We start from the raw sequence: 24,948 nt of genomic DNA, 5'->3' as shown, positions 1-24,948 counted from the left end.
TAATGAAAAGGTTAGGAATTTCGGTTTATCCAAATCATACAGAAATAGATGAAATAGTGGATTATATTCATTTGGCAGGAAAATATGGCTTTAAAAGAATTTTTACATGTTTATTATCTGTGGCGGATAAGAATGTAGATGATGTAATAAGTGAATTTAAGGTTATGCTTAAGGCTGCAAAAGAAGAAAATATGGAAGTTATTGCAGATTTAGATCCAACTATCTTCAAGAATTTAGGCGCATCTATATATGACTTAAAAGTATTCAAAGATATGGGATTAGATGGTATAAGACTAGATATGGGATTTAGTGGCCAAGAAGAAGCTATAATGTCATTTAATGAATATGGATTGAAAATAGAGTTAAATGTAAGCAATGGTACAAGATATATAGATAATATATTATCATATAAAGCTAATTTAAATAATTTATATGGATGTCATAATTTCTATCCACATAGATATACAGGACTGTCATTAGATCACTTCATTAAATGTTCAAAACAATTTAAAGAACTAGGGATTAATGTAGCAGCATTTGTTAATTCTCCAAGTGCAAAATATGGTCCTTGGCCAGTATCAGAGGGACTATGTACATTAGAAATGCATAGGGAGCTTCCAATTGATGTTCAAGCAAAACATTTAATGGCAACAGGCTTTGTGGATGATATTATAATAGCTAATTCTTTTGCTAGTGAAGAGGAACTAAAATTATTAAGCGAACTTAATAAGGAAAAAATAACATTCAAAGTCAAATTTGATGAAAGTGCTAGAGAGTTAGATAGAAAGATTGTATTAGAAGAATATCACTATAATAGAGGTGATGTTTCTGAGTACATGATAAGATCTACTCAAAGCAGAGTTAAGTATAAAAATGAAAGTTTTCCTCCTATAAATACGCCGAATATTCAAAGAGGGGATATTTTGATAGATTCTGATTTGTATACTAGATATGCAGGAGAACTTCAAATAGCCTTAAAGGAAATGAAAAACGAAGGTAAAACTAATGTTATAGGGAAAATAGTTGACGAAGAAAAATTCCTATTAGATTATATAGAGCCATGGAGTAGTTTTGGTTTTATAGAAGAAAAATAATATTAATAAAGGGGAGAATATATTATGAATAAGTTTTTTGAATGGATGGAAGAACATTTTATTCCAATAGCGGCTAAAATAGGATCACAAAGACATTTAGTTGCAATTCGTGATGGATTTGCTACTTTAACTCCATTAATTATGGCTGGTGCCTTTGCTACATTATTTAATAATTTAGGGTTTGAGTTCTATCAAAACTTTATGAATTGGTTATTACCAGCCAACTGGAAGAACTTTGGTGGTGACATCTGGAATGCTTCATTTGGACTTATGTCAATATTGGTAGTTTTTTCAATATCATATCATTTAGCAAGATCTTATGATAAAGATGGCTTATCAGCAGGTGTTGTATCAGTAGCAGCATCATGGATGTTATATAAAACAACAGAAGATGGTACATTACCACTTACTTTTGTAGGTTCACAAGGTTTGTTTGTTGCTATTATAGTTGCAATTATTGCAACAGAAATCTTTGTTAAGTTAATAGGAAATCCTAAGTTAGTAATAAAAATGCCTGATGGTGTGCCACCAGCAGTAGCAAAATCTTTTGCAGCATTAATTCCATCTATTGTAGTTCTATGTGTTACAGCAGGAATTTTAGAAATATTTAAAGTATTAGGATTGCCAGATATACACCAAGCTTTATTTAATGTTATTCAAGCACCACTTCAAGGTGTAGCTGGAAGCTTAGGCGGAGTTCTAGTAATAGTATTTATGATTCATTTATTATGGTTCTTTGGTTTACATGGTTCAAATATCATGGCTCCAATTATAAATGCATTATTATTACCATTAACTATATTAAATACAGAAGCTTTTGCAAATGGTAAGCCAGCTGAATATATACTAAACAGTCAATTTATAGATTCATATGTAAACATGGGTGGATCTGGAACAACAATTGCGTTACTTATAGCAATATTAATAATTGCAAAAAGAAAGAGTGCGCAACAAAAAATGATGGTAGGTTTAGGTATAGCACCAGGATGTTTCAATATTAACGAACCAGTAATTTTTGGTATGCCAATAATATTAAATCCAATTTATTTTGTACCATTTATATTAGCACCTATGGCATGTACAGTAATAGCTTATGCATTAACAGCAATCGGATTTGCTCCAAAAGTTGTAGTTATGGCTGGTTGGACAACACCACCAATTCTAGGGGCAATACTTTCTACTAACTCAATCAGAGGTGGTATAACAGCACTTATTTGTCTAGCAGCAGCAGTGGTAATATATCTTCCATTTGTAGCTATGGCAGCTAAGCAAGAAAATGCAGCAGCTAATAAAGTAGAAAATCAAGTAACAGTATAACAGTATTAAGTTGAGTTGAAGAAATCTTAGCTAAAGTTTAAATGATAAAACTTTAGCTAAGATTCTACATAAATATTAAGAATATAAAGAAAGCAGGGATATGTTATGAAAGTTATTATTACAAAAGATTATAATGAAATGAGTAAGTTAGCAGCAAACATGATTAAAGAGACTGTTAATGAAAAACCAAACTCTGTATTAGGATTAGCAACAGGAAGTACTCCTGAAGGTTTATACAATAATCTTATTGAAATGAATAGAAATGGAGAAATAGATTTCTCAAATGTTACAACTATTAATTTAGATGAATATATAGGTTTAAATGGAGATAATCCACAAAGCTATAGATATTTCATGAATAACAAATTATTCGATCATATTAATATTAATAAGGAAAGAACTTTTGTACCAAGTGGTGTAGCAGAAAATATTGAAGAAGAAGCTAAGAACTATGATAAGAAAATTGACGAGCTAGGTGGAATTGATGTACAAATACTTGGAATTGGCGTTAATGGCCATATAGGATTTAATGAACCTGATGAAGTATTAATAGCAGGTACACATAAAACTGGATTAACACAAAGTACTATAGAAGCGAATTCAAGATTTTTTGATAAAATAGAAGATGTGCCAACAGAAGCAATAACTATGGGATTAGGTCAAATTTTAAAATCAAAAAAAATAATTTTAATAGTTAAAGGAACAAACAAAGCTGATGTTGTAAGAGAATTATTAAAAGGTGTGATCACAACTAATAATCCATCAACTATGCTTAATATGCATAGAGATGTAACTATATTAATGGAAGAAGAAGTTAGTAAATTAATTTAATAAATTTTTAATTATGAATTTATTGTAAACATCCTGATATAGTATTATTATAATAATATATATTAAATTTACAATTTAGTAATAAAATTTGCATTGAAATGATTATGTTATTTTAATATTATTATTGTAATTAGAGAATGAAGGATGTGATTAAATCTTGATGATAAATAATCATAAACTAATGGGAGGGAATATACTTAAGTATTCTAATACCGAAGCTATCTCTCTAATTAATAAAAATAGATTTATATGGGGGAACGTAAAACCAGACTGTGTTCCACAATATAAACGTATAAGACACTATTTTGATGAAAGTATAGATATGGTAATTAATAAGATATTATATTTATCATCTCTTACTATATATGATGTACACTATGGAATGACGATGGCTAAGTTCAGTGAAGAATTAGGTGTTGTTTGCCATTTTTTATGTGATTATTTTTGTGCTCCACATTATTATAGATGGGAATGTACTAGTACAAAAATAATGAAAGATCATATGTTATATGAGAAGAGATTAGCTAAAAAAAGCAAAACATTTATACCGGGAGGTATATTAACTGCGAAAATAAATCCAAATGCCACTAAAGATTTTTTGATAGATTTACAAAAGCAATATGAGAGTGTGATAGATTTTAATAATGATCTAACGTTCGCATACTATGTTTGTGACAGTATCTTAAATATGATTTTAAATAATGTACTTACTAATGAAAGTAAGATTAAAAAGGTTATATAAAATCAAAAAAATTGCCTAAAATTTAGGCAATTTTTTTGATTTTTTATGTATATGAAAATATAAAATATTTCGATTTAAATTACTTAATACTTGGGAAGTTGTAATTTTAAATGTAGACAAGTTTAAAGGCATGAAACACTTTGAAAATTATTTAAAGTGTTTCATGCCTTTTTCTCAAGCTATTTTATCAGAATCATCATTATCTATAACAACTCCAAGCTTGGTTGATATTATGGTATTTAATTTGTTAATTGAATTAGATAAGTTATTAATCTGTTTTTCCAAGCGAATCAGCAAATATGCAGCAACAGCTATAGCAAAACCATTATTAACAATAAGATTCATAAGTTCATTTACCTCCATAATTTTTCACCTCCTATAAAGGATATATGATAGAAAAAATATTATTTCATATATAAGTTCTAATAAATTTTCTACATTCAGCATATAAATCCTAACTAGCTTCAGCGTAGATTCAAATGAAGAATCATAATTAGAACATATATATTAAAAATTCAGTTATTGATTTCCACCTTCATTTACAATGTGGTTATAGTAGCAATCTATAGCTATATCAACTATTGTGCTTACACATACATTAATGTCAGGATGTATACTTTTTAATTCATTTATTTTTCTTATTGTGGAGCTTCTAAGAGTGTAACTTCTTTTTATAGTTGGAGTTTCACCATCAATAGCAGGGGCAGCACCATTAGGAAGTGGAGTCCTTCTGTTATCAAATATTTCTTTTGTAGAGATACGAGGATTTTTGATTCTAATAGAATCAGTTATGCTATTTTGATTATTGGTGTTACTAGATGAAATAGTATCAATTTTAGAATTGGGCTTATTATCTGTTCTAATATGAGTATTAATATTAGATTTGGAGTTAGTTTCAAAATCTTTAACATCAGAATCATCATCGAAAGAAAAGGAAGATATACAATTACCATCTGTAGGAACTTCACTGGTAAATCCACATACTTCACCTTCATCATATTCAAAATCATTTTTAACAACCTTTGATGTTCTTTTCTTAGGCATAAACTATATCCTCCTTTAGCAGTTCTTAAATAATATTTTCAAGTATTCTTCGTTATATTTGATATCATTTTCCTATGCATTATTTGTATCTTTCTTTGGAAGTTTCTTAGAGATATTTTTATGTACCCTCTTAAAAGATATATGAGTATTTATTATAAAATCTAAAGTTCTTAAGAATTTAAGAATTTATATTTTTTAGAATTTAAGAATATGAGAACTCAAGAATATAAGAATTTGCTTATAAAATGCTGGCTAAGGGCATATTTAATAAGTGTGAAGGGTGACTTAAAATATATTTGTGATGGAATTGACCAAGTTTTTGAAAATTATGTGGATAAAACTACAGAGATTGTGAATAATTTTTTATATATTATTAGGTAAAACTTCTTTTAAAGTTCTTAAATGATATGTATCATATATGTATATGAGTGATTTTAGTTAACAAATCTAAAAAAAGGAAAAAAGAGAAAATGATAAATAAGAGAAGTCTTGAGAATATATCTACAGGTAGAAAGATACTTATTCGTGAAGAAAATTTTGTCTACTTATTACCATGTGAGCAACTTAGGAGCTTGATATCCAATTTCACAATCAGCTTTCCTAATAAATCAATTATTTCAGATGATTATACTATTATGCCTCATGGTAGTGCTACTCTTGTACTATTCAATTACAATGCTGAACTTTATAGTTTTTTATTTGGACCAACCACAAAGTCAATCAAAGTAGGTGATATTGCAAATAAATGTGATGCCATATTCATTATTGAATTTCAACCAGCAGGATTTTTTCCTTTTACCAAAATAAATCAAAAGAAACTGACTGACCAGATTATACCATTTTCATTGATTGATAATTCATTGGATATAGCAATGCGAAATATTTTTATAACTTCTTTATCTGTAGATGAATTATTACTGGAATTTGAAAAAAAACTAATTCTAAGTACTAAAGTTCGATATCCTAAGGAGCTTGAACTTGCTATCAAAGGCATCATTCAAATGGAAGGGGTTATGACTTCTATAGAAATTTCAAATAATGTCTTTTATTGTTCAAGACACCTAAATCGGTTGTTTAATCTATATCTCGGTATGAGTATGAAATTCTTTTCCAGATTAGTGAGAATAAACAAAGCTATTCAGCTTCTAAATAAAAAAGAAAATGGATTAGCTTTCATATGTGAGAAACTAGGATATTATGATGTTTCTCACTTTGTAAAAGATTTTAAAATTGTATGTGGTATTACACCTCAAGAATATAGAAATAATATGTCCGATTTTTACAGTGAAATAGCAAAATTTTAAATCTATAATATCTTTGTAATATTAAACAAAAAGAGAGGAGTTATAGAAATGAAATTTAATGAAACAACAATTCGTATTCTAGTGCGAAAAAATTATGGAGAATGCTTTGACTTTTACACAGAGAAAATTGGCTTGATTGCAGTTTGGGGCGATAGAAATGGACCGTACACCTCTTTTGCCACAAGTAACAATACACCACCTTGCTTTGCTATTTTTGCAGGAGAAGCTATGCCAATGTTTCAAGGGTATGAACAACCAAATGTCAGCACACAGCCAGATACTGTTGTGGCAGTCATCCCAACACTTGACTTAGATGGAGATTATCTGCGTCTGAAAGAAGCAGGGGTGATGTTTCTTGGAGAACCACAACACATTGAAGCATGGGGGATGCGTTGCACCTATTTCAGAGATCCAGAAGGAAATCTGTTTGAATTGAATGATGCCAGTAATGTTTAAGTTTAAAACATATATCCATAATAGTAGCAGATTAAGTTTAGCCTATTCATTAGTGTGTAACAGTTAACTTCTATTTGAAGAAGTGGTGGTTTTACAGATACTAGCTATTGAATAAATTTTTAAGCTGCAAATAAATTATGGAGTGTGTTGTGGATATGTTTAAGAATGAAATTAAAATTAAATCAGAAGAAGGAGAGGTATATGATAAAAAGCAAATAGCTCTCGCTATTAGAAATTCCACTTTTGAGGATGACTTAAAATGCTCTTTGTTAGAGGAAGGCATACTTAATAAATGTGAAGGATGCAGTTTAAAATATATTTGTGATGAAATTGACCAAGCTGTTGAAAATTATGTGGATAAAACTACAGAGATTGTGAATAATTTTGATTTTGAATAAAAATAAACAGCTCCAAGGGAAACGTAAACTTGGAGCTGTTATTTTTATGATGGAATTTATTATAGAGAAATACCATGAAGCATAAAAAAAGAATAAGTTAATTGTTTACTTCGCTTGACAATTCATATTATAAATTCATAAGGGTTTCTTTAAAATCATCAAAAGTATTTGTATTCATAATCTTCAATGTTTTTTGAGTTGAAGAGAATATATCTATCAAAAAATTAAGTGTATCATTAAAAGAGCTTATATCACTTTCAGCAATACCTATCATTAAAATAAAATTAACCTTTTTATTATTCCAATTAATTGGTGAGTCGTTATGTAATATAAATATAAATGAACTTTTTGCATATAGACTTATTGTATGAGGAATAGCAACGAAATTTGTAAAAGCAGTAGATGAAACAGCTTCTCTCAATAATACATCATCAATAAACTCTGGCGAAATATAATCATTTGTATAGCAAATATTGCCCATGAATCTAATATATTCTTCGACGTTATTAAAAGAAACATTTCTTGCATATAAGCAATCGGATAAAGCTTTTTCTAAAAAAAATTTTCCTTTTTTTAATGATTTTTTTTCCTCAATTTGTTCTATACCTTGCCATATATCCCGTATATTTTGTTTAGTCAAAATTGGATTTATAAGTATCTTATAAGGATATGGTATTGTGGTTTCAATAGTTGTAATTAATAAATCACTTTGAGGCTTAATGGAAAGATAGTGATCTAATGACATAATATCTAAAATAATAAGGTCACTTTGAAAGTTAAGCTTGATTTTAGATACTAGTTTTTTAGTGATATTATGATATTTTTCACATATTATGATACATGATGTCATATCTAATTTATTTTTATTATTTTCTAGATATGCACCAAAATGAAGTGCTATGAAAGCAATCTCGTCTTCATTTAATGTTATATTATAAATTGTTGAAAATTTATGAGCAAAATAAACACTCATATCGTATACAGGAGTATAATCCAATTTGATTTGATGTGCTATAGGGTTAGGATAACTCATATTCATTTTTGCCCTGTGATAGGCAGTATACATATGTCTAGAAAATTGCATTAGAAAACTATGATCGAATTCAGGTATATCAAAGCGTGTTGAAACTTCTTTTGCTATCTCTAATATGTTATCCATAAATTTGGGTTCAATTAAATTCTTTAAATTGTTATAACTATTATCAATAGATAGAGTTATTAATGCAATTATCTGTTGATATTCATTTTGTGGAATTGAGAAATGGATATCAACAAATAGTGATTGAATTAAATCGGCTAATTTAATTATGTCTTCTTTTTGCTCAGAAAAAGAAATAATATTTTCAATACTTTTGTAATTATCTACTACACTGATTGTATTATTTGATTGCACTCTAATCCACATAATTAAAATATGAATCAAAAAGTTATTCATAGAGTAATCATTGAGGAATAAATTAGATTGTTGACAAATATTATGTAATTGATTTAAGGTTTTTCTAATGTCTATAGAAGGAAATAATTTTTCTAATGTTTCAGTTGAAGTGAAGTATCCATAGCTATTATGAGTAGCTATATAACCGATGAATTTTCTCTTTTGATTTTCTTTTCCAATTAGACTATATTGATAATTATGTGATTGAATTGATAATTGAAATTTATTTGCCAACCTCTTAATTTTAGGTAGTACATTATTAATAATTGTGCTTTCGCTTACTGATAATTCTTCTGCCACCTCAAATATTGAAATTCCATTTTTGTTCGTTAAAAGTTTAGAAATAAGATAATTCTCTCTGTATTCTATACTATTTATAGTAAAATCATTAGGATTTTCGGACATTTTTATTAATCTATATCCATTTTTGGAAGATTGAATATTATATATTTCTTGTTGGTTAATCTCTTTTATATAATTTCTTACTGTCTTTTCGCTAACGCCTATAATTTTAGCCAATGATGTAGATGATATATCATCATTTGTTTCTTCTAAAACATTAATTAGCGTGTCTATCCTCATATTTTTCATGACTAATTCCCCCCTTCCCAATAAACAGTATATAAATGACATTGTTTACATTATAATAATACAAATTTTTAACTATAAATTGCTAATAAAGAATTTTCTATTATGTAGGTAATTTCGATATATTGCAGTGTATGCGGAAAAAAATATGTTATATATTATTTTAAATTGATTATACAATGAAAGCAAATAAAGGAAAAGGAGAGCAGTAATAAAGATTAAATGTATAAAGGAGAGAATGAATTATGATTAGAATTTTATTAGCTTGCGGAATTGGTGCTTCAACAGGTTTTATGGCTGCAAATATGAGAAAGTCTGCTAAAGCAAGAGGATTAGATGTTAAGGTCAATGCAGTTAGCAAATCTCAAGTTATGGAGTATGCAGATAAAATTGATGTTCTTTTACTTGGACCTCATTTTGCTGCTGAAGTTCCAAAATACCAAGAAGAATTAAAGGATCATCATGTTAAAGTAACTTCTATTGATTCAGATTATTATGCATCATTAGATGGGGAAAGCATTTTAGATGAAGCGATTGAATTTTATAATGAAGAGTAAGAGGGGGAGAAGTCATGAAAGCAATACAAGCATGGATTGAAACTTATTTAGTTCCAATCATCAACAAAATCACAAATAGTTATTGGTTTAGTATTATTGCTGATGCGATTTTATATATCGTACCATTTTCAATGGTAAGTACAATTCCAAGTTTATGGTCTATTCTTAGACGTTTTGTACCAAGCTTACCAGATTTAACACCACTTAATACATATTCCTTTGGATTAATAGGTCTCTTTGTTGTATTTATTATTCCTTATAATACATTAGTTAAAGAGGAAAAGAAAGATAGAGCAATGATTGCTGGATTTACTGGTATTGGAGCATTCATGTTATGTATGAATGCAAAGACAGTTGCTGAAGGAACTCTATTTAATATATCACAATTTGGTGCAGGCGGTATGTTTACATCAATGTTTATAGGATTTATTGTAGCATTTATTTATAAATGTATGGTAAGGTTTTCTTTCTTTGGAGAAGATAGTGTAATTCCAGACTTTGTTAAGAATTGGTTTGACAATATTATCTCAATCTTTCTAAGTTTATTGGCTGGTTATTTACTAACATTTACATTTAATATTGATGTGTTTGCAATGGTACAAGTTGTTATGAGTCCTATTAAAGGGTTTGCACAAAGCTTACCTGGTGTAATTTTGATTTGTTTCTTACAAAATATTTTCTACTTTTTTGGTATTAGTGGCTGGGTTTTCACGCCTGTAACACGTTCTATTACACAAGCAGCCATTGCTGAAAATGCTGCTATGGTTGCTGCTGGAGGAACTGCTACAAATATTTATGCTTATGGTTTTAGCCGTTATCATCATATTGGAGGACAATTGGCAACACTTCCTTTAGCTTTTATGATGTTATTTTCAAAAAGTAAAAAATATAAATTATTAGGTAGAGCGACAATTATACCTTCTATTTTCAATATTAATGAACCATTAGTTTATGGTACTGTTGTTAATAATCCATTTATGTTTATTCCAGTTGTTTTAATTAGTATAATTCTTCCAGGATTCTCTTATTTATGGTTCCAATTTGGTTGGGGTACTATAAATTATGTAAACTTTGATATGAACTTTTTACCAAATGCTATTTCTGCATTTATGATGTCTGGTGGAGATTTTAGAAATGTAATTTTAGTACTGATCAATATAGTCTTAGCAACATTAATCTGGTATCCATTTTTTAAAGCATCAGAAAAATTTGAAGTTACTAAAGATGCTGAACGAGAAAAACAAAAAGCATCAAAAAAGGCTGCAAAAAAATTAGCTGTACAAGAATAGGAGTGATTAAATATGGAAGAAATAATAAATATTAATGAAGTAGCAATGGAAGTTATTCTTCATGCAGGTGATGGAAGAATGAAAATAGATGAGGCATTAGAAAAAATGGCTATCTTTGACTTCGAGTATGCTGATAAATTATTAAAAGAAGCAAAACAAGAAATTTTACAGGCACATAATGCTCAAACAAAAGTTATTCAAGCACAGGTAAGTGGTGAACAATTTGAATATTCATTGTTATTTGTTCATGCACAAGATACAGTTATGACAATTACCACAGAATTAAGAATGGTTCAAAAAATGGAGCCTATCTTTAAAGCACTATATCAACGAAGTAAAGGAGAATAGAATTATGATAATAAAAAATAAAGTATTTCCAGAAGGATTTTTATGGGGCGGTTCAACAGCTGCTAATCAAATTGAAGGGGCTTATAATGAAGGAGGTAGAGGTTTAGCAACATCTGACTTTGCAAGATTGATAACTAAAGAAATTCGTGACACTGAAGGCTCATTTGATGTTCATGTACCACATAATGCTGCTTCAAAAGAAATGGTAGAAGACATGAAATTACATCCTGAAAATTGGGAACTACCAAAACGTAGAGGAATTGATTTCTATCATACATATAAAGAAGATATTAAATTATTTGCTGAAATGGGATTTAAAGTTTTTCGTATGAGTATTTCATGGTCACGTATCTTCCCTAATGGAGATGATGAAATGCCTAATGAAGAAGGATTACAATTTTATGATAATGTATTTGATGAATTGCATAAATATAATATTGAACCATTAGTAACATTATCGCATTTTGATACACCTTTACATTTGGCAGAAAAATATAATGGATTCCTAAGCCGCCATACAGTAGATGCATTTGTCAAATACGCTGAAACAGTTTTAAAACGTTATAAAGGTAAAGTTAAATACTGGTTAACTTTTAATGAAATTAATAATGTTCTTTCTAATCCTTTTACAAGTAGTGGTGTTATTTTAGAAGGAGCACCTGAACCAAATAGCTGTAATCCTTATTTAGGAAACTGGAAACTAAAATTCCAAGCAGTGCATAATCAAATGGTCGCTAGTGCCTTAGCAGTTAAGAAATGTCACGAAATTGATTCGGAAGCTAAAATGGGTAATATGCTTTGTAGATTAGAAAATTATGCTGAAAGTTCTAAACCAGAAGACCAATTACAAGTTTTGTTTGAAGATCATTTTAACTGGTTTTTTACAGATGTCCAAGCTAAAGGTGAATATCCATATTATATGAAAAGATTTTTTGATGAAAATGATATCCATATTGAGATGGGAGAAGATGATGAAAGGATTTTAAAAGAAGGATCTGTTGACTTTATTACAATTAGTTATTATATGACTTATGTTATGCGCTATAAAGGTGAAACAGTACCTAAACCAACAGGAAGATTGGTTTCTGATATTAAAAATCCTAATTTAGAGATGTCTGATTGGGGATGGACGATTGATCCTATTGGTTTTAGAATTACTTTAAATCATATATATGATCGTTATCATTTACCAATCTTTATTTCAGAAAATGGATTAGGTGCAGTTGATAAAATCGAAGAAGATGGTTCAATCAATGATGATTATCGAATTGATTATATGAAGAGACATGTTGAACAAATGAGAGAAGCTATTGAAGATGGAGTAGATGTCTTTGGCTATGCTTGGTGGGGACCAATCGATCTTATTTCTTCTGGTACATCAGAGATGACAAAGAGATATGGCATGATTTATGTAGATATAGATGACTATGGAAATGGAACTGGTAAGCGTAGTAAAAAGAAATCATTCTATTATTATAAAAAATTAATTGCAACAAATGGTGCGGATTTAGAAAATGATATTTAAAAAATAACTTAATAACTTGAAGGTAGAGTAGATAGTTTTAGGTAAAAACAAAACTATCTACTCTCTATTTGCATGCCAAGCATGGCAATAACTTGACATTGAAAGTCCGTTGTCGCTGGATCTATGCCAATAATGTAAACACCTTTTTTGAACTATTAATCACATTTTTTCTTGTTTGCTTCTGACATTAATCTGAGTTAAATAATTAATAAAAGTTGACATATGTATTAATTAAAAATATACTAAAATGTACGTCTTTATTATTTTTAATAATAAAAGTTGATAATATTTTACTCCATATTAATATACACGATTTTATTAATGATTTATATAACTCATATTTATAAAAAGTTATAATAAACTTGACATAGAAATGGATGGATATGATAAAATTATAAATTATAGTATATTATATGATTTGTTGAATATAAAATAATAATTAATTATGCATTGGGGGATAATTTAAATAGAGTATATTAGATTAAGGAGAGAAACGGAATGGAGAGAAGCAAAAGTATATCGATGGCAGTAATTAAAAGACTACCTAAATATTATAGATATCTTGGTGAATTAATGAAGAACGATGTTGATAGGATTTCTTCAAAAGAATTAGGAGAAAAAATAGGTTTTACAGCTTCTCAAATTCGTCAAGACTTAAATTGTTTTGGAGACTTTGGGCAGCAAGGTTATGGCTATAATGTAAAAGAGCTATATACGCAGATAGGATGTATATTAGGACTAGATAAAGGGTATGAAGCAGTATTGATAGGAGCAGGTAATATAGGTCAGGCTGTTGCTAATTATACTAGGTTTGAAGATTTAGGAGTTAATATAGGTACTATTTTTGATGTTAATCCTAAATTAGTTGGAATGAAAATAAGAGATATAGAAATAAGAGATATAGATGAGTTAAAAGAAACTCTAGATAGTAAGAAAATAGATATAGGGATAATTTGTGTTCCTCAAAAAAATGCGCAAAATGTTGCTGATGAATTAATAAGAGGCGGAGTTAAAGCAATGTGGAATTTTGCTCCAGTTGATTTAGTTGTTCCAAGTGATGTAAAGGTAGAAAATGTTCATTTAAGTGAGAGTTTAATGACATTAATTTATTTACTAAACGAATAAATTTGTTAAATAAATAATTTATATTAAAAGGAAAAAATATAAGCTTTTAATATAAATTATTTATTTTTTATTCATATATGAGTTTTTGTATGAACAATGCAGATAAAAGGTATAAAAAAGTTGGATGGAAAGATAATATTTTATTGCAAATAATGTAACTACGTATTATAATTTTAAATAAGGAGATTTAAGCTCCGTTGTTTTTTTGTTCAAGCTTGTTAATATTATAACAAGCATATTTAATATTTTTAAAATTGTAAGAAAATTAAAAAAATAAATAATATGATTTTAAAGGGAGAGTAAAAAACATGGAATTAGAAAATGTTATCCTTGAAAAAGAAGGACATTTAGCAGTTGTTACAATTAATAGACCAAAAGCATTAAATGCTTTAAATTCGGCAACATTAAAAGACTTAGATATAGTTCTAGATGATTTAGAAAAAGATAGCGACATATATGCAGTTATATTAACAGGAGCAGGAGAAAAATCCTTTGTTGCTGGTGCTGACATAGCTGAAATGAAAGATTTAAATGAAGCTCAAGGTAAAGAATTTGGTGAGCTTGGAAACAAAGTATTTTTAAGACTTGAGAACTTGGACAAGCCAGTTATAGCGGCTATTCAAGGTTTTGCACTTGGTGGCGGATGTGAAATATCGATGGCTTGTGATATAAGAATTGCATCTGAAGCAGCTGTATTCGGACAACCTGAAGTAGGTCTTGGAATAACGCCAGGATTTGGTGGAACTCAAAGACTACCAAGAATAGTTGGTCTTGGAAAAGCTAAGGAAATGATTTATACAGGAAGAAATATTAAAGCTGATGAAGCTTATAGAATAGGATTAGTTAATAAGGTAGTACCTTTAGAAAATCTTATGGAAGAAGCAAAGAAAATGGCTTCAATAATTATATCTAATGCACCAATTGCTGTTAAGCTAGCTAAAGATGCTATAAACAGAGGTATGCAAGTAGCAATAGATGAAGCTGTTATGATAGAAGCAGCTGACTTTGGTAAATGCTTCTCAACAGAAGATCAAACTGAAGGAATGAGCGCTTTCTTAGAAAGAAGAAAAGAAAAGAATTTCCAAAACAAATAATTTTTTTAGTCAAAAATCTATTAGAGATTTATATATAGTTTGCCTACTAGTAGGCTCCAATTAACAAGGAGGGTAATTTAATGAATTTCCAATTAACTAGAGAACAAGAATTAGTACAACAAATGGTTAGAGAATTCGCAGTAAATGAAGTTAAGCCATTAGCTGCAGAAATCGATGAAACTGAACAATTCCCAATGGAAAATGTAAAGAAAATGGGAAAATTAGGAATGATGGGTATTCCATTTTCTAAAGAAGTTGGAGGTGCAGGCGGAGATGTTCTTTCTTACATAATAGCTGTAGAAGAATTATCAAAAGTTTGCGGAACAACAGGGGTTATACTTTCAGCTCATACTTCATTATGTGCTTCAGTAATTAACGAACATGGTACTCCAGCTCAAAAAGAAAAATACTTACCAGACTTATGCTCAGGCAAAAAGATTGGTGCTTTTGGTTTAACTGAACCAGGTGCTGGTACAGATGCTGCTGGACAACAAACAACTGCAGTATTAGATGGAGATCATTATGTATTAAATGGATCAAAAATATTCATAACAAATGGTGGAGTTGCTGAAACATTCATCGTATTTGCTATGACTGATAAGTCGATGGGAACAAAAGGAATTTCTGCATTCATAGTAGAAAAATCTTTCCCAGGATTCTCAATTGGTAAACTTGAAAACAAAATGGGAATCAGAGCATCTTCTACTACAGAATTAATTTTTGAAGACTGTATAGTTCCAAAGGAAAACTTAATTGGAAAAGAAGGTAAAGGATTTGGAATAGCAATGAAGACTCTTGATGGAGGAAGAATTGGTATTGCTGCTCAAGCTTTAGGTATTGCAGAAGGCGCTTTTGAAGAAGCTGTTGCATACATGAAAGAAAGAAAACAATTTAAAAAACCTCTTTCAGCTTTCCAAGGATTACAATGGTATATTGCTGAAATGGATGTTAAGATCGAAGCTGCAAAACATTTAGTTTATAAAGCTGCTTGTAAGAAGCAATTAGGGCAACCATATACAGTTGATGCTGCAAGAGCTAAATTATTTGCTGCAGACGTTGCTATGGAAGTAACAACTAAGGCAGTACAATTATTTGGTGGATACGGATATACTAAAGAATATCCAGTAGAAAGAATGATGAGAGATGCTAAGATAACTGAAATCTATGAAGGAACTTCAGAAGTTCAAAAGATGGTTATCGCAGGAAGCATTTTAAGATAGGAGGACTTTTAGAATGAATATAGTAGTTTGTGTAAAACAAGTTCCAGATACTACAGCCGTTAAAATAGACCCAAAGACTGGTACATTAATCAGGGATGGTGTTCCAGCAATTATAAATCCAGAAGATAAACATGCTCTAGAAGCAGCTTTACAAATAAAAGAACAAACTGGTGCTAAAGTGACTGTTGTGAGCATGGGTATTCCTGCTGCAAAAGCTGCATTAAGAGAAGCATTATGTATGGGAGCTGATGAAGCCATCCTATTAACAGATAGAGCATTAGGAGGAGCTGATACTTTAGCTACTTCAAAAGCTTTAACAGGAATGATTAAGAAATTAGATTACGATATAATCTTTGCTGGAAGACAAGCAATCGATGGAGATACTGCACAAGTAGGACCAGAAATTGCTGAACATTTAAACATTCCTCAAGTAACTTACGTTCAAGACGTTAAAGTTGAAGGAGATACATTAATAGTTAATAGAGCATTAGAAGACGGACATCAAGTTGTAGAAGTTAAAATGCCATGTTTATTAACTGCAATTGAAGAATTAAATGAACCTAGATATATGAATGTTGCAAACATATTCTCAACTTCTGATGATGAAATCAAAGTTTGGAGTGCAGCTGATATAGATGTAGCTGTAGAAGAATTAGGACTTAAAGGATCACCAACTAAGGTTAAGAAGTCAATGACTAAAGAAGTTAAGGGTGCTGGAGAATTAGTTAAAGAGGATGCTAAAACTGCTGCAACTTACGTTTTAGGAAAATTAAAAGAAAAACACTACATCTAAGATAATAGGAGGTTAATTTATTATGAATATAGCAGATTATAAAGGCGTTTGGGTCTTTGCTGAACAAAGAGAAGGCGAATTACAAAAAGTATCTTTAGAATTACTTGGAGAAGGAAGAAGACAAGCAGATAAATTAGGAGTTAAGTTAACAGCTTTATTATTAGGTGATAATGTTGCTCACTTAGCTGATGAATTAGCTAAACATGGTGCTGATGAAGTTTTAGTTGCTGAAGATAAAAACTTAGCACATTACACTACTGATGCTTACACTAAAGTTATCTGTGATCTTGCAAATGAAAGAAAACCAGGAATATTATTTGTTGGAGCTACTTTCATAGGAAGAGATTTAGGCCCTAGAGTAGCTGCAAGATTAAATACAGGACTTACAGCTGACTGTACATCAATTGATGTAGAAGTTGAAAATGGTGATCTATTAGCTACAAGACCAGCTTTTGGTGGTAACTTAATGGCTACAATTGCATGCCCAGATCACAGACCACAAATGGCTACAGTAAGACCAGGTGTATTTGAAAAAGTTAATACAAATGGAGCTGACTGCAAAATAGAAAAAGTTGCAGTTCAATTAAGTGACAGTGATGTTAGAACTAAAGTTTTAGAAACAGTTAAAACTGCTAAAGATATCGTTGATATTTCAGAAGCTAAGATAATAGTTGCTGGTGGTAGAGGAGTTGGATCTAAAGAAAACTTCGATCTAGTAAAAGAATTAGCTGAAGCTTTAGGTGGAGTTGTTGCAGGTTCAAGAGCTGCAGTTGAAAAAGGATGGGTAGAAAATGCTTACCAAGTAGGTCAAACTGGTAAGACTGTTAAACCAACAATCTATGTTGCTTGTGGTATTTCAGGAGCTATCCAACACGTTGCTGGTATGCAAGATTCAGAAGTTATCATTGCTATTAACAAAGATGAAACTGCTCCAATCATGCAAGTTGCTGATTACGGAATAGTTGGAGATCTTAAAAAAGTTATTCCTGAATTAATAGCTCAAGTTAAAGCAATTAAAGACGCAGAATAATTTTAATCAACAATGTACAATGATCAATTTTCAATGAAGATTTATTTTGCTATGCAAAATTTTTAATATATATTTTAAAGAAATCGCGTAGTGATTTAATCATTCATTGATTATTGAGAATTGATAAATGATAATTTAAAACTTGATTTAAATTAAACTAATAATGTCATAAAGAGCATGATATTAATAAAAATTATGAATAAAGTTAATGGAGGTTTTACCATGAAAAAAGTATTTGTACTTGGTGCAGGAACTATGGGTGCTGGAATTGTTCAAGCATTTGCTGCAAAAGGATGCGAAGTTATCGTTAGAGATATTAAAGATGAATTTGTTGAAAGAGGAATTGCTGGAATCAATAAAGGATTAAGCAAATTAGTTGCTAAAGAAAAGATTACAGAAGCTGATAAAGAAGCTATACTTTCAAGAATTTCAGGAACTACTGATATGAAATTAGCTGCTGACTGCGATTTAGTAGTTGAAGCTGCTATCGAAAACATGAAAATTAAGAAAGAAATCTTTGCTGAATTAGATGAAATCTGTAAGCCAGAAACAATTTTAGCTTCAAATACTTCATCTTTATCTATAACAGAAGTTGCTTCTGCTACAAAGAGACCAGATAAAGTTATAGGAATGCATTTCTTTAACCCAGCTCCAGTAATGAAGCTTGTTGAAGTTATCAGAGGAGCTGCTACATCTCAAGAAACTTTTGATGCTGTTAAAGCTATATCAGAAGAAATCGGAAAGACTCCAGTAGAAGTTGCTGAAGCACCAGGATTTGTTGTAAACAGAATCTTAATCCCAATGATTAACGAAGCTGCTTTCATCCTTCAAGAAGGTGTTGCATCTGCTGAAGACATAGATGCTGCTATGAAGCTTGGAGCTAATCACCCAATGGGACCTTTAGCTTTAGGAGATCTTATCGGATTAGATGTTTGTGTTGCTATCATGGATGTTTTATTCAATGAAACTGGAGATAACAAATACAGATGTTGTACATTATTAAGAAAATATGTTAGAGCAGGATGGTTAGGTAGAAAGAGCGGAAAAGGATTCTTCGATTATTCTAAATAATATTAAAAACTCTCAAAGATTATTTCTTTGGGAGTTTTTTTATTTTTTAATATATATATATATATATAGAATCATAAATATATATTAAATACTGGAGGAATTGTAAAAAATATATAGAATATATATGGTGTAAAAATAAATTGAATAAAAGGAGAGGCGTTATGAGATTTACATTACCTAGGGACATATATCATGGAGAAGGAACTTTGGAAGTGCTTAAAACTTTGAAAGGTAATAAGGCTTTTGTCGTAGTTGGTGGCGGATCAATGAAAAAGTTTGGGTTTCTTAAACAAGTTGAGGATTATCTAAAAGAGGCTGGAATGGAGATTGAACTATTTGAAGGTGTTGAACCAGATCCATCTGTAGAGACTGTTATGAAGGGCGCAGAAGCTATGAGAAAATTTGAACCAGACTGGATCGTTGCGATGGGGGGAGGATCTCCAATAGATGCAGCAAAAGCTATGTGGATATTCTATGAATATCCAGATTTTACATTTGAACAAGCAGTAGTGCCTTTTGGATTACCTGAGCTTAGACAAAAAGCTAAGTTTGTAGCTATTCCATCAACAAGTGGTACAGCTACAGAAGTAACAGCATTTTCAGTAATAACAAATTATTCAGAAAAGATAAAATATCCTTTAGCAGACTTTAATATAACTCCAGATATAGCAATAGTTGATCCAGCATTAGCTCAAACTATGCCAGATAAGCTAGTAGCACATACTGGAATGGATGCATTGACTCATGCTATAGAAGCTTATACTGCATCACAAAGTTCTAATTTTACAGATCCATTAGCTATTAAGGCAATAGAAATGGTGAATGAAAATTTATTCAAATCTTATGGTGGAGACAAAGATGCTAGAAACTTAATGCATGAAGCTCAATGTTTAGCAGGAATGGCATTTTCAAATGCTCTTCTTGGAATAGTGCATTCAATGGCACATAAAGTAGGGGCAGTATTCCATATACCTCATGGATGTGCAAATGCAATCTTTTTACCATATGTAATTCAGTACAATAGAGTTAAATGTGAAAGCAGATATGCAGATATTGCTAGAGTATTAAAACTAGATGGAAATAATGATTCTGAATTAACAGATTCATTGATAACTATGATAAATGAAATGAATGATAAATTAAATATTCCTCATTCAATGAAAGAATATGGTGTTGGTGAAGACGAATTTAAGGATAATCTTAAATTTATAGCTCATAATGCCGTATTAGATGCGTGTACAGGATCTAATCCTAGAGAAATAAATGATGAAACAATGGAGAGGCTATTTACTTGCACATATTATAATACAAAGGTTGATTTTTAATTTATAAGTGATTTTTAATTTTTAAGGAGTATCTTAGAATGATTTTTATGAGGTGACCCCAAAAAGTTAGACTTTTTAAGCGTAGCAGTTTTAATGGCTGCTACGCTATTTTTATGCAGCCAAGAGGTTGAGCCTGTATTCTACGGGACTCATCCATCCTAGTTTCTCTTTAATTCTTTGTTCATTGTAGTACTTGATGTATTGTTCTATTGCCTCTTTGAGTTCATCATAACTGTAGTAAACAACGCCGTAGTACATTTCCTGTTTCATTATTCCAAAGAAGTTCTCCATTACTGAATTGTCATGGCAGTTGCCCTTTCGGGACATACTTTGAAAAATTCGATTTTCTTTAAGAGTGTGTACATAAGCTTTCATTTGGTAAGCCCAACCTTGATCAGAATGAAAAGTTCTTCTGTATGGACAATCAGCTGTGATTTCAATTGCCTGGTTTAGTGCTCCCATGATATTGGCCGCTGACGGATGTTGAGATATTCCATAGCTTAAGATTTCTCTATTACACATATCCATGAATGGATCTAAGTATAGTTTCTTTATTATCATTCGTCCCTTATCATCAACCTCATAATACTTAAACTCAGTAGTATCTGTTGTGATTTTCTGATGAGGAATCTGTGTGTCAAAACGTCTATGAATTCTGTTAGGAGCAACCTTTCCAACTTTACCCTTGTATGAACTATACTTACGACTCTTTCTTGTAAAGGAAGTCACCTGAAGATTAAGCTTTTGCATAATTCTCTGAACTTTCTTTTTATTTATAAGTATTCCTTGTTTACGTAGTGCTCCGTATACACGTCGATAACCCCAATCTTTATTAATACTACGTATTTCAAGGATCTTTTCTTCTAGTTCTTTATTAGGATTTTCTCTATTAAATCGCTTTTGCCAATACATGTATGTCGCTTTTGGAAAGCCTACAACTGCGAGAATATCTTTTAATTTGAATTCTCCTCGGAGGCTGTGGATGATTCTCGCTGTTTTTTCAGAAGAGCTTCCTCCTCTAAACGCAGCCTCCTCAGTTCTTTTAAATATGCGTTCTCAATTTTGAGCTTGAGCAATTCATCTTCAAGCTGTTTTACATGTTCAGCAGTAGTGTCAACTGAAACAATTTCGGCGGATTCTGTTTTACTAGACAATTTATTTGATGATTCCAACGATATCTTTCGTCCCTTCTTCTTCGGCCGCAAAGCATCAGGACCAGCAATTCTAAAATCATTTACCCACTTAACTATTTGCGTTGGATTATGTATCCTTTCTTGAAGGGCTAACTCCTGATATGAGACCTCACTTGTTAGATATAATTCTACTACATGAAGTTTATATTCGAAAGTAAAAGATTCATTTTTTCTTGAACGCATCAACGCTTCATCGCCTAATGTACGGTAATTATCAACCCATAATTTAACCTTGCTTGGAGAAGGAATACCAAACTCTTTCGCAAGAAATTTATAACCACCTTTACCATCCAAATACGCTTGAACAACTTCTTTTTTGAATTCATAACTATATTTTGCCAAAAAACCGACCTCCAAATCATTAGATTTTTGGTCTAACTTTTTGGGGTCGGTTCATTATTAATCTATGATACTCCTTTTTATAGTATTATAATAACAAATACTCCACATTGTATATATCCTTCATTAGATTACATATTATAAATATAGTGATATAATAAATGAAAGGTAATTGCATTATTAATAAAAGGAGAGAGAAAAATGCTAACAGAAACAGCAAAAAGATACTGGACTAAAGAATATGATTTGAATTGTGCAGAATGTATAATGTATGCAGCTAATGAAGAATATAACTTAAATTTATCACATGAAACATTTAAGACTATGGCTGGCTTTGGAGGAGGTATGGCATCTGGTGAAGTGTGTGGAGCTATATCTGGTGCTGTAGCAGTACTCGGAATTATGTTTACTGAGGAAAGAGGACATAAGAGCCCTAAAGTAAGGGCTATGACGCAAGAATTTATAAAAAGATTTAAAGAAGAAATGGGATACATAGATTGTAGAGATTTAAAAACAAAGATTGTGAATCCAGAGGAAAAAGCTTGTAGCCATATGATTGAAGTAAGTGTAGAGATATTAGAAAGTATAATAAAAGAAGGTTAATCAAAATTTAAAATATTACTATAAATATACTTACTTAACTTAGAGTTAATAAAATCTTAGTAATAACTTAGTAATAAGAAGTTGCTTTTGGTATAGATCATATACATATTAAAATTTTATGTAAGTATAAATATAGTGTTTAGAGTACAATATAGTTATGAAAAATAAATGGAGGAGATTCTTATGGATTACAAAAGAATAAAATCATATGAAAATTATATTGCCATAGAAGAAGTTAAGAATTTTAATATTAAACAAACTTTTGAATGTGGTCAATGTTTTAGATTTTATAAAATAGATGATACTAATTATATAGTAGTTGCTTTTGAAAAAGTGATTGAATTAAAGCAAGATGGAAATAATATTTTTATATATAATTCTAATGAAGAAGATGTTAAAAATATTTGGATTAAATATTTTGATTTAGAACGAGACTATTCGGAAATTCAAAAAGAATTATCCAAAGATGAATTGTTAAGAAAAAGTGTAGAATTTGGTCCTGGAATTAGGATATTAAATCAAGATCCGTTTGAAATATTAATAAGCTTTATTATATCAGCAAGAAACAGCATACCATCAATAATGAAAACTATCAATAAGATATCGATTAAATATGGAAGAGAAATTGAATATAAAGATACTATATATTATGCATTTCCTACAATAGATCAAATAAAAGATGCCACATTAGAAGAAATACAAGAAACAGGAGCATCATTTAGAAGTAAATATATAGTAGATACAATTTCTAATGTTTATAAAAGCAAGGAAGCAATTAAAAGCGGTGACGTAAATGCAATAAATGAGTTTAGAAAATATAGTTTAGATTATATAAAAAGCTTAAATGATGATGAATGTCATGTAGCACTTCAAGAGTTTAAAGGTGTAGGGGCTAAGGTTGCAGACTGCATAATGCTGTTCTCCATGGAAAAGTATTCTGCATTTCCTGTAGATGTATGGGTTAAACGTGCTATGGTTTATTTTTATGGCGCTGAAGATGCTTCTTTAAATAAGATAAGAATCTTTGGTAGAAATAAGTTTGGTAAGCTATCTGGATTTGCTCAACAATATTTATTTTACTATGCAAGAGAAAATAAAATAAAAATTGAAGAGTAGAAAATCAAATTTATAACATTATAAATATAAGGCAGTTAAAGTAGCTGCCTTATAATACATATGAATATATATTTAAACTATGATTAGTTAACTGCTTTTTCGTATTCGACGAGATTTTTTTATGTTAACATTATAATCTCCAGGGATTTTTTCTACAAAATTTAAGAATTTAATTATTCTAGCATTGTTTTTCAATGCATCTATAGAATTATATAATGTGGCAAGTTCTGTATTAGTAAAAAGTGCATGAATTTGCTTGTGACAAGTAGTACATAAATGGATTGTCTTATAATCTTTGCCACCTTTTTGCTTAGGAATTAGGTGATGCTTAGTTATAATAGATACATCTCTATTACATAGTTCACATATATGAGTTTCTTTCATACAAATCTCCTATCAGAATTTTAGAATTATTTTATTTAGATTATATCAAATAATATATATTAATTACAATAATTTGATATTAAAAATATATAGATTAAATTCCTTTCTTTAGTAATAAAAATATATAGACTTCCATGGAAAATTATTAAAAAGATTAATAGATGAAAATTAAAGAAAAAGTGAGCAATTTAAATATATTTTGAGATAATTAAGAATATTCGCTTTAAAACGGGATATAATATTATAAGTCCTGTTTGAATTATATGGATATAAAGGATATTATAATAATTGTATTAGCACTCAACTTTAATGAGTGCTAACAAAGAAATGCAATAATCAATTTAATATATATTTTAAGGAGGTTTTTTTATGAATATTAAGCCACTTGGCGACAGAGTCGTAATTAAAAAATTAGAAGCAGAGGAAAAAACAAAAAGCGGAATAGTTTTAACAGGAAGTGCTAAAGAAAGACCACAAGAAGCAGAAGTTGTTGCAGTAGGTCCAGGAGCAATAACAGATGGAAAAAGAATTGAAATGGAAGTAAAAGTTGGAGATAAAGTATTATACTCTAAATATGCAGGAACAGACGTAAAAGTAGATGGAGATGAATATACAATTTTAAAGCAAGATGATATCTTAGCAATAGTTGAATAAACTATATTTTATAGAATTAATATATAGCTTAATTATAAATTAAGTATAAGACAGATTAAAATTATAATTACAT

The 24,948-nt window shown here is 30.0% G+C and carries 26 protein-coding genes; 21 read left to right on the top strand and 5 right to left on the bottom strand.

Annotated elements, in window-relative coordinates; translation table 11 throughout:
- Positions 1-2: 2 nt before the first annotated feature.
- The 4 genes from BN2920_RS02365 (at position 3) to BN2920_RS02350 (ending at position 3,984) form a co-directional block, all read left to right on the top strand.
- Complete coding sequence (locus BN2920_RS02365) at positions 3-1,094, top strand: DUF871 domain-containing protein (RefSeq protein ID WP_058293437.1); 1,092 nt, start codon at positions 3-5, stop codon at positions 1,092-1,094.
- Positions 1,095-1,118: 24 nt separating this feature from the next.
- Entirely contained in the window at positions 1,119-2,411 is a 1,293-nt protein-coding gene (locus BN2920_RS02360; RefSeq protein WP_058293436.1) for a PTS sugar transporter subunit IIC, read from the top strand.
- Between the two features lie 105 nt (positions 2,412-2,516).
- Complete coding sequence (gene nagB / locus BN2920_RS02355; protein ID WP_058293435.1) at positions 2,517-3,242, top strand: glucosamine-6-phosphate deaminase; 726 nt, start codon at positions 2,517-2,519, stop codon at positions 3,240-3,242.
- A gap of 160 nt (positions 3,243-3,402) precedes the next feature.
- Positions 3,403-3,984, top strand: a complete 582-nt coding sequence (locus tag BN2920_RS02350; protein WP_058293434.1) for a zinc dependent phospholipase C family protein — start codon at positions 3,403-3,405, stop codon at positions 3,982-3,984.
- Between the two features lie 174 nt (positions 3,985-4,158).
- Here the strand turns inward: BN2920_RS02350 and BN2920_RS02345 are convergent, their stop codons facing one another.
- Together BN2920_RS02345 and BN2920_RS02340 are read right to left on the bottom strand one after the other, a co-directional pair.
- On the bottom strand, positions 4,159-4,347 hold the full coding sequence (locus BN2920_RS02345) for a YvrJ family protein (protein ID WP_058293433.1): 189 nt from the start codon (positions 4,345-4,347) through the stop codon (positions 4,159-4,161).
- A gap of 156 nt (positions 4,348-4,503) precedes the next feature.
- Positions 4,504-5,028, bottom strand: coding sequence for a hypothetical protein (locus tag BN2920_RS02340; protein ID WP_058293432.1), 525 nt, complete (start codon positions 5,026-5,028; stop codon positions 4,504-4,506).
- Between the two features lie 470 nt (positions 5,029-5,498).
- Here BN2920_RS02340 and BN2920_RS02335 point away from each other — a divergent pair, with 470 nt between their 5' ends.
- The 3 genes from BN2920_RS02335 (at position 5,499) to BN2920_RS02325 (ending at position 7,186) form a co-directional block, all read left to right on the top strand.
- A complete protein-coding gene (locus tag BN2920_RS02335) occupies positions 5,499-6,332 on the top strand; it encodes a helix-turn-helix domain-containing protein (RefSeq protein ID WP_058293431.1) in 834 nt (277 codons plus the stop codon).
- Positions 6,333-6,380: 48 nt separating this feature from the next.
- Positions 6,381-6,788, top strand: a complete 408-nt coding sequence (locus BN2920_RS02330; RefSeq protein WP_058293430.1) for a VOC family protein — start codon at positions 6,381-6,383, stop codon at positions 6,786-6,788.
- Positions 6,789-6,943: 155 nt separating this feature from the next.
- The gene (locus BN2920_RS02325; protein WP_058293429.1) at positions 6,944-7,186 is read left to right on the top strand and encodes a hypothetical protein; all 243 of its coding nucleotides are present in this window, start codon (positions 6,944-6,946) and stop codon (positions 7,184-7,186) included.
- Positions 7,187-7,313: 127 nt separating this feature from the next.
- Here the strand turns inward: BN2920_RS02325 and BN2920_RS02320 are convergent, their stop codons facing one another.
- Positions 7,314-9,212: a BglG family transcription antiterminator gene (locus BN2920_RS02320; RefSeq protein ID WP_058293428.1), complete on the bottom strand. Its 1,899-nt coding sequence runs from the start codon at positions 9,210-9,212 to the stop codon at positions 7,314-7,316.
- A gap of 242 nt (positions 9,213-9,454) precedes the next feature.
- Here BN2920_RS02320 and BN2920_RS02315 point away from each other — a divergent pair, with 242 nt between their 5' ends.
- The 11 genes from BN2920_RS02315 (at position 9,455) to BN2920_RS02265 (ending at position 20,586) form a co-directional block, all read left to right on the top strand.
- Positions 9,455-9,766 (top strand): PTS sugar transporter subunit IIB, encoded by a 312-nt coding sequence (locus tag BN2920_RS02315; RefSeq protein ID WP_172437847.1) that lies wholly within the window; start codon positions 9,455-9,457, stop codon positions 9,764-9,766.
- A gap of 14 nt (positions 9,767-9,780) precedes the next feature.
- On the top strand, positions 9,781-11,055 hold the full coding sequence (locus BN2920_RS02310) for a PTS sugar transporter subunit IIC (protein ID WP_058293427.1): 1,275 nt from the start codon (positions 9,781-9,783) through the stop codon (positions 11,053-11,055).
- Between the two features lie 12 nt (positions 11,056-11,067).
- The gene (locus BN2920_RS02305) at positions 11,068-11,403 is read left to right on the top strand and encodes a PTS lactose/cellobiose transporter subunit IIA (RefSeq protein WP_058293426.1); all 336 of its coding nucleotides are present in this window, start codon (positions 11,068-11,070) and stop codon (positions 11,401-11,403) included.
- Positions 11,404-11,407: 4 nt separating this feature from the next.
- Positions 11,408-12,928 (top strand): glycoside hydrolase family 1 protein, encoded by a 1,521-nt coding sequence (locus BN2920_RS02300; RefSeq protein ID WP_058293425.1) that lies wholly within the window; start codon positions 11,408-11,410, stop codon positions 12,926-12,928.
- A gap of 498 nt (positions 12,929-13,426) precedes the next feature.
- Positions 13,427-14,053 (top strand): redox-sensing transcriptional repressor Rex, encoded by a 627-nt coding sequence (locus BN2920_RS02295; RefSeq protein WP_058293424.1) that lies wholly within the window; start codon positions 13,427-13,429, stop codon positions 14,051-14,053.
- Between the two features lie 308 nt (positions 14,054-14,361).
- Entirely contained in the window at positions 14,362-15,147 is a 786-nt protein-coding gene (locus BN2920_RS02290; protein ID WP_058293423.1) for a short-chain-enoyl-CoA hydratase, read from the top strand.
- An 80-nt stretch (positions 15,148-15,227) separates the two neighbouring features.
- Positions 15,228-16,367, top strand: coding sequence for an acyl-CoA dehydrogenase (locus BN2920_RS02285; RefSeq protein WP_058293422.1), 1,140 nt, complete (start codon positions 15,228-15,230; stop codon positions 16,365-16,367).
- Between the two features lie 13 nt (positions 16,368-16,380).
- Positions 16,381-17,160, top strand: a complete 780-nt coding sequence (locus BN2920_RS02280; RefSeq protein WP_058293421.1) for an electron transfer flavoprotein subunit beta/FixA family protein — start codon at positions 16,381-16,383, stop codon at positions 17,158-17,160.
- Positions 17,161-17,182: 22 nt separating this feature from the next.
- Positions 17,183-18,190: an electron transfer flavoprotein subunit alpha/FixB family protein gene (locus tag BN2920_RS02275; RefSeq protein WP_058293420.1), complete on the top strand. Its 1,008-nt coding sequence runs from the start codon at positions 17,183-17,185 to the stop codon at positions 18,188-18,190.
- Positions 18,191-18,412: 222 nt separating this feature from the next.
- Entirely contained in the window at positions 18,413-19,261 is an 849-nt protein-coding gene (locus tag BN2920_RS02270; protein WP_058293419.1) for a 3-hydroxybutyryl-CoA dehydrogenase, read from the top strand.
- A 161-nt stretch (positions 19,262-19,422) separates the two neighbouring features.
- Complete coding sequence (locus BN2920_RS02265; protein ID WP_058293418.1) at positions 19,423-20,586, top strand: iron-containing alcohol dehydrogenase; 1,164 nt, start codon at positions 19,423-19,425, stop codon at positions 20,584-20,586.
- Between the two features lie 111 nt (positions 20,587-20,697).
- Here BN2920_RS02265 and BN2920_RS20845 read toward each other — a convergent pair.
- Positions 20,698-22,121 (bottom strand): IS3 family transposase gene (locus BN2920_RS20845; protein ID WP_230132317.1). Its coding sequence is split into 2 segments (ribosomal slippage): positions 20,698-21,632 and positions 21,632-22,121, totalling 1,425 coding nucleotides; the frame shifts between segments, so codons are not numbered across the junction.
- A gap of 198 nt (positions 22,122-22,319) precedes the next feature.
- Here BN2920_RS20845 and BN2920_RS02250 point away from each other — a divergent pair.
- Positions 22,320-22,721, top strand: a complete 402-nt coding sequence (locus tag BN2920_RS02250; RefSeq protein WP_058293417.1) for a C-GCAxxG-C-C family (seleno)protein — start codon at positions 22,320-22,322, stop codon at positions 22,719-22,721.
- A gap of 183 nt (positions 22,722-22,904) precedes the next feature.
- Complete coding sequence (locus BN2920_RS02245) at positions 22,905-23,837, top strand: DNA-3-methyladenine glycosylase family protein (protein ID WP_058293416.1); 933 nt, start codon at positions 22,905-22,907, stop codon at positions 23,835-23,837.
- A gap of 87 nt (positions 23,838-23,924) precedes the next feature.
- Here BN2920_RS02245 and BN2920_RS02240 read toward each other — a convergent pair whose 3' ends face one another.
- Positions 23,925-24,221 carry a hypothetical protein gene (locus BN2920_RS02240; RefSeq protein ID WP_058293415.1) on the bottom strand — a complete coding sequence of 99 codons (297 nt, stop codon included), beginning with the start codon at positions 24,219-24,221 and terminating at the stop codon, positions 23,925-23,927.
- 369 nt (positions 24,222-24,590) lie between these two features.
- Between BN2920_RS02240 and groES the strand changes: the two genes are divergently transcribed.
- Entirely contained in the window at positions 24,591-24,875 is a 285-nt protein-coding gene (gene groES / locus BN2920_RS02235; protein ID WP_058293414.1) for a co-chaperone GroES, read from the top strand.
- Positions 24,876-24,948 lie beyond the last annotated feature (73 nt).

Origin of the sequence: Clostridium neonatale, assembly GCF_001458595.1 — a bacterium.
GTDB lineage: Bacteria > Bacillota > Clostridia > Clostridiales > Clostridiaceae > Clostridium > Clostridium neonatale.
The sequence above is the reverse complement of the archived record's forward strand: the minus strand, read 5'-3'. Positions and strand labels throughout refer to the sequence as shown.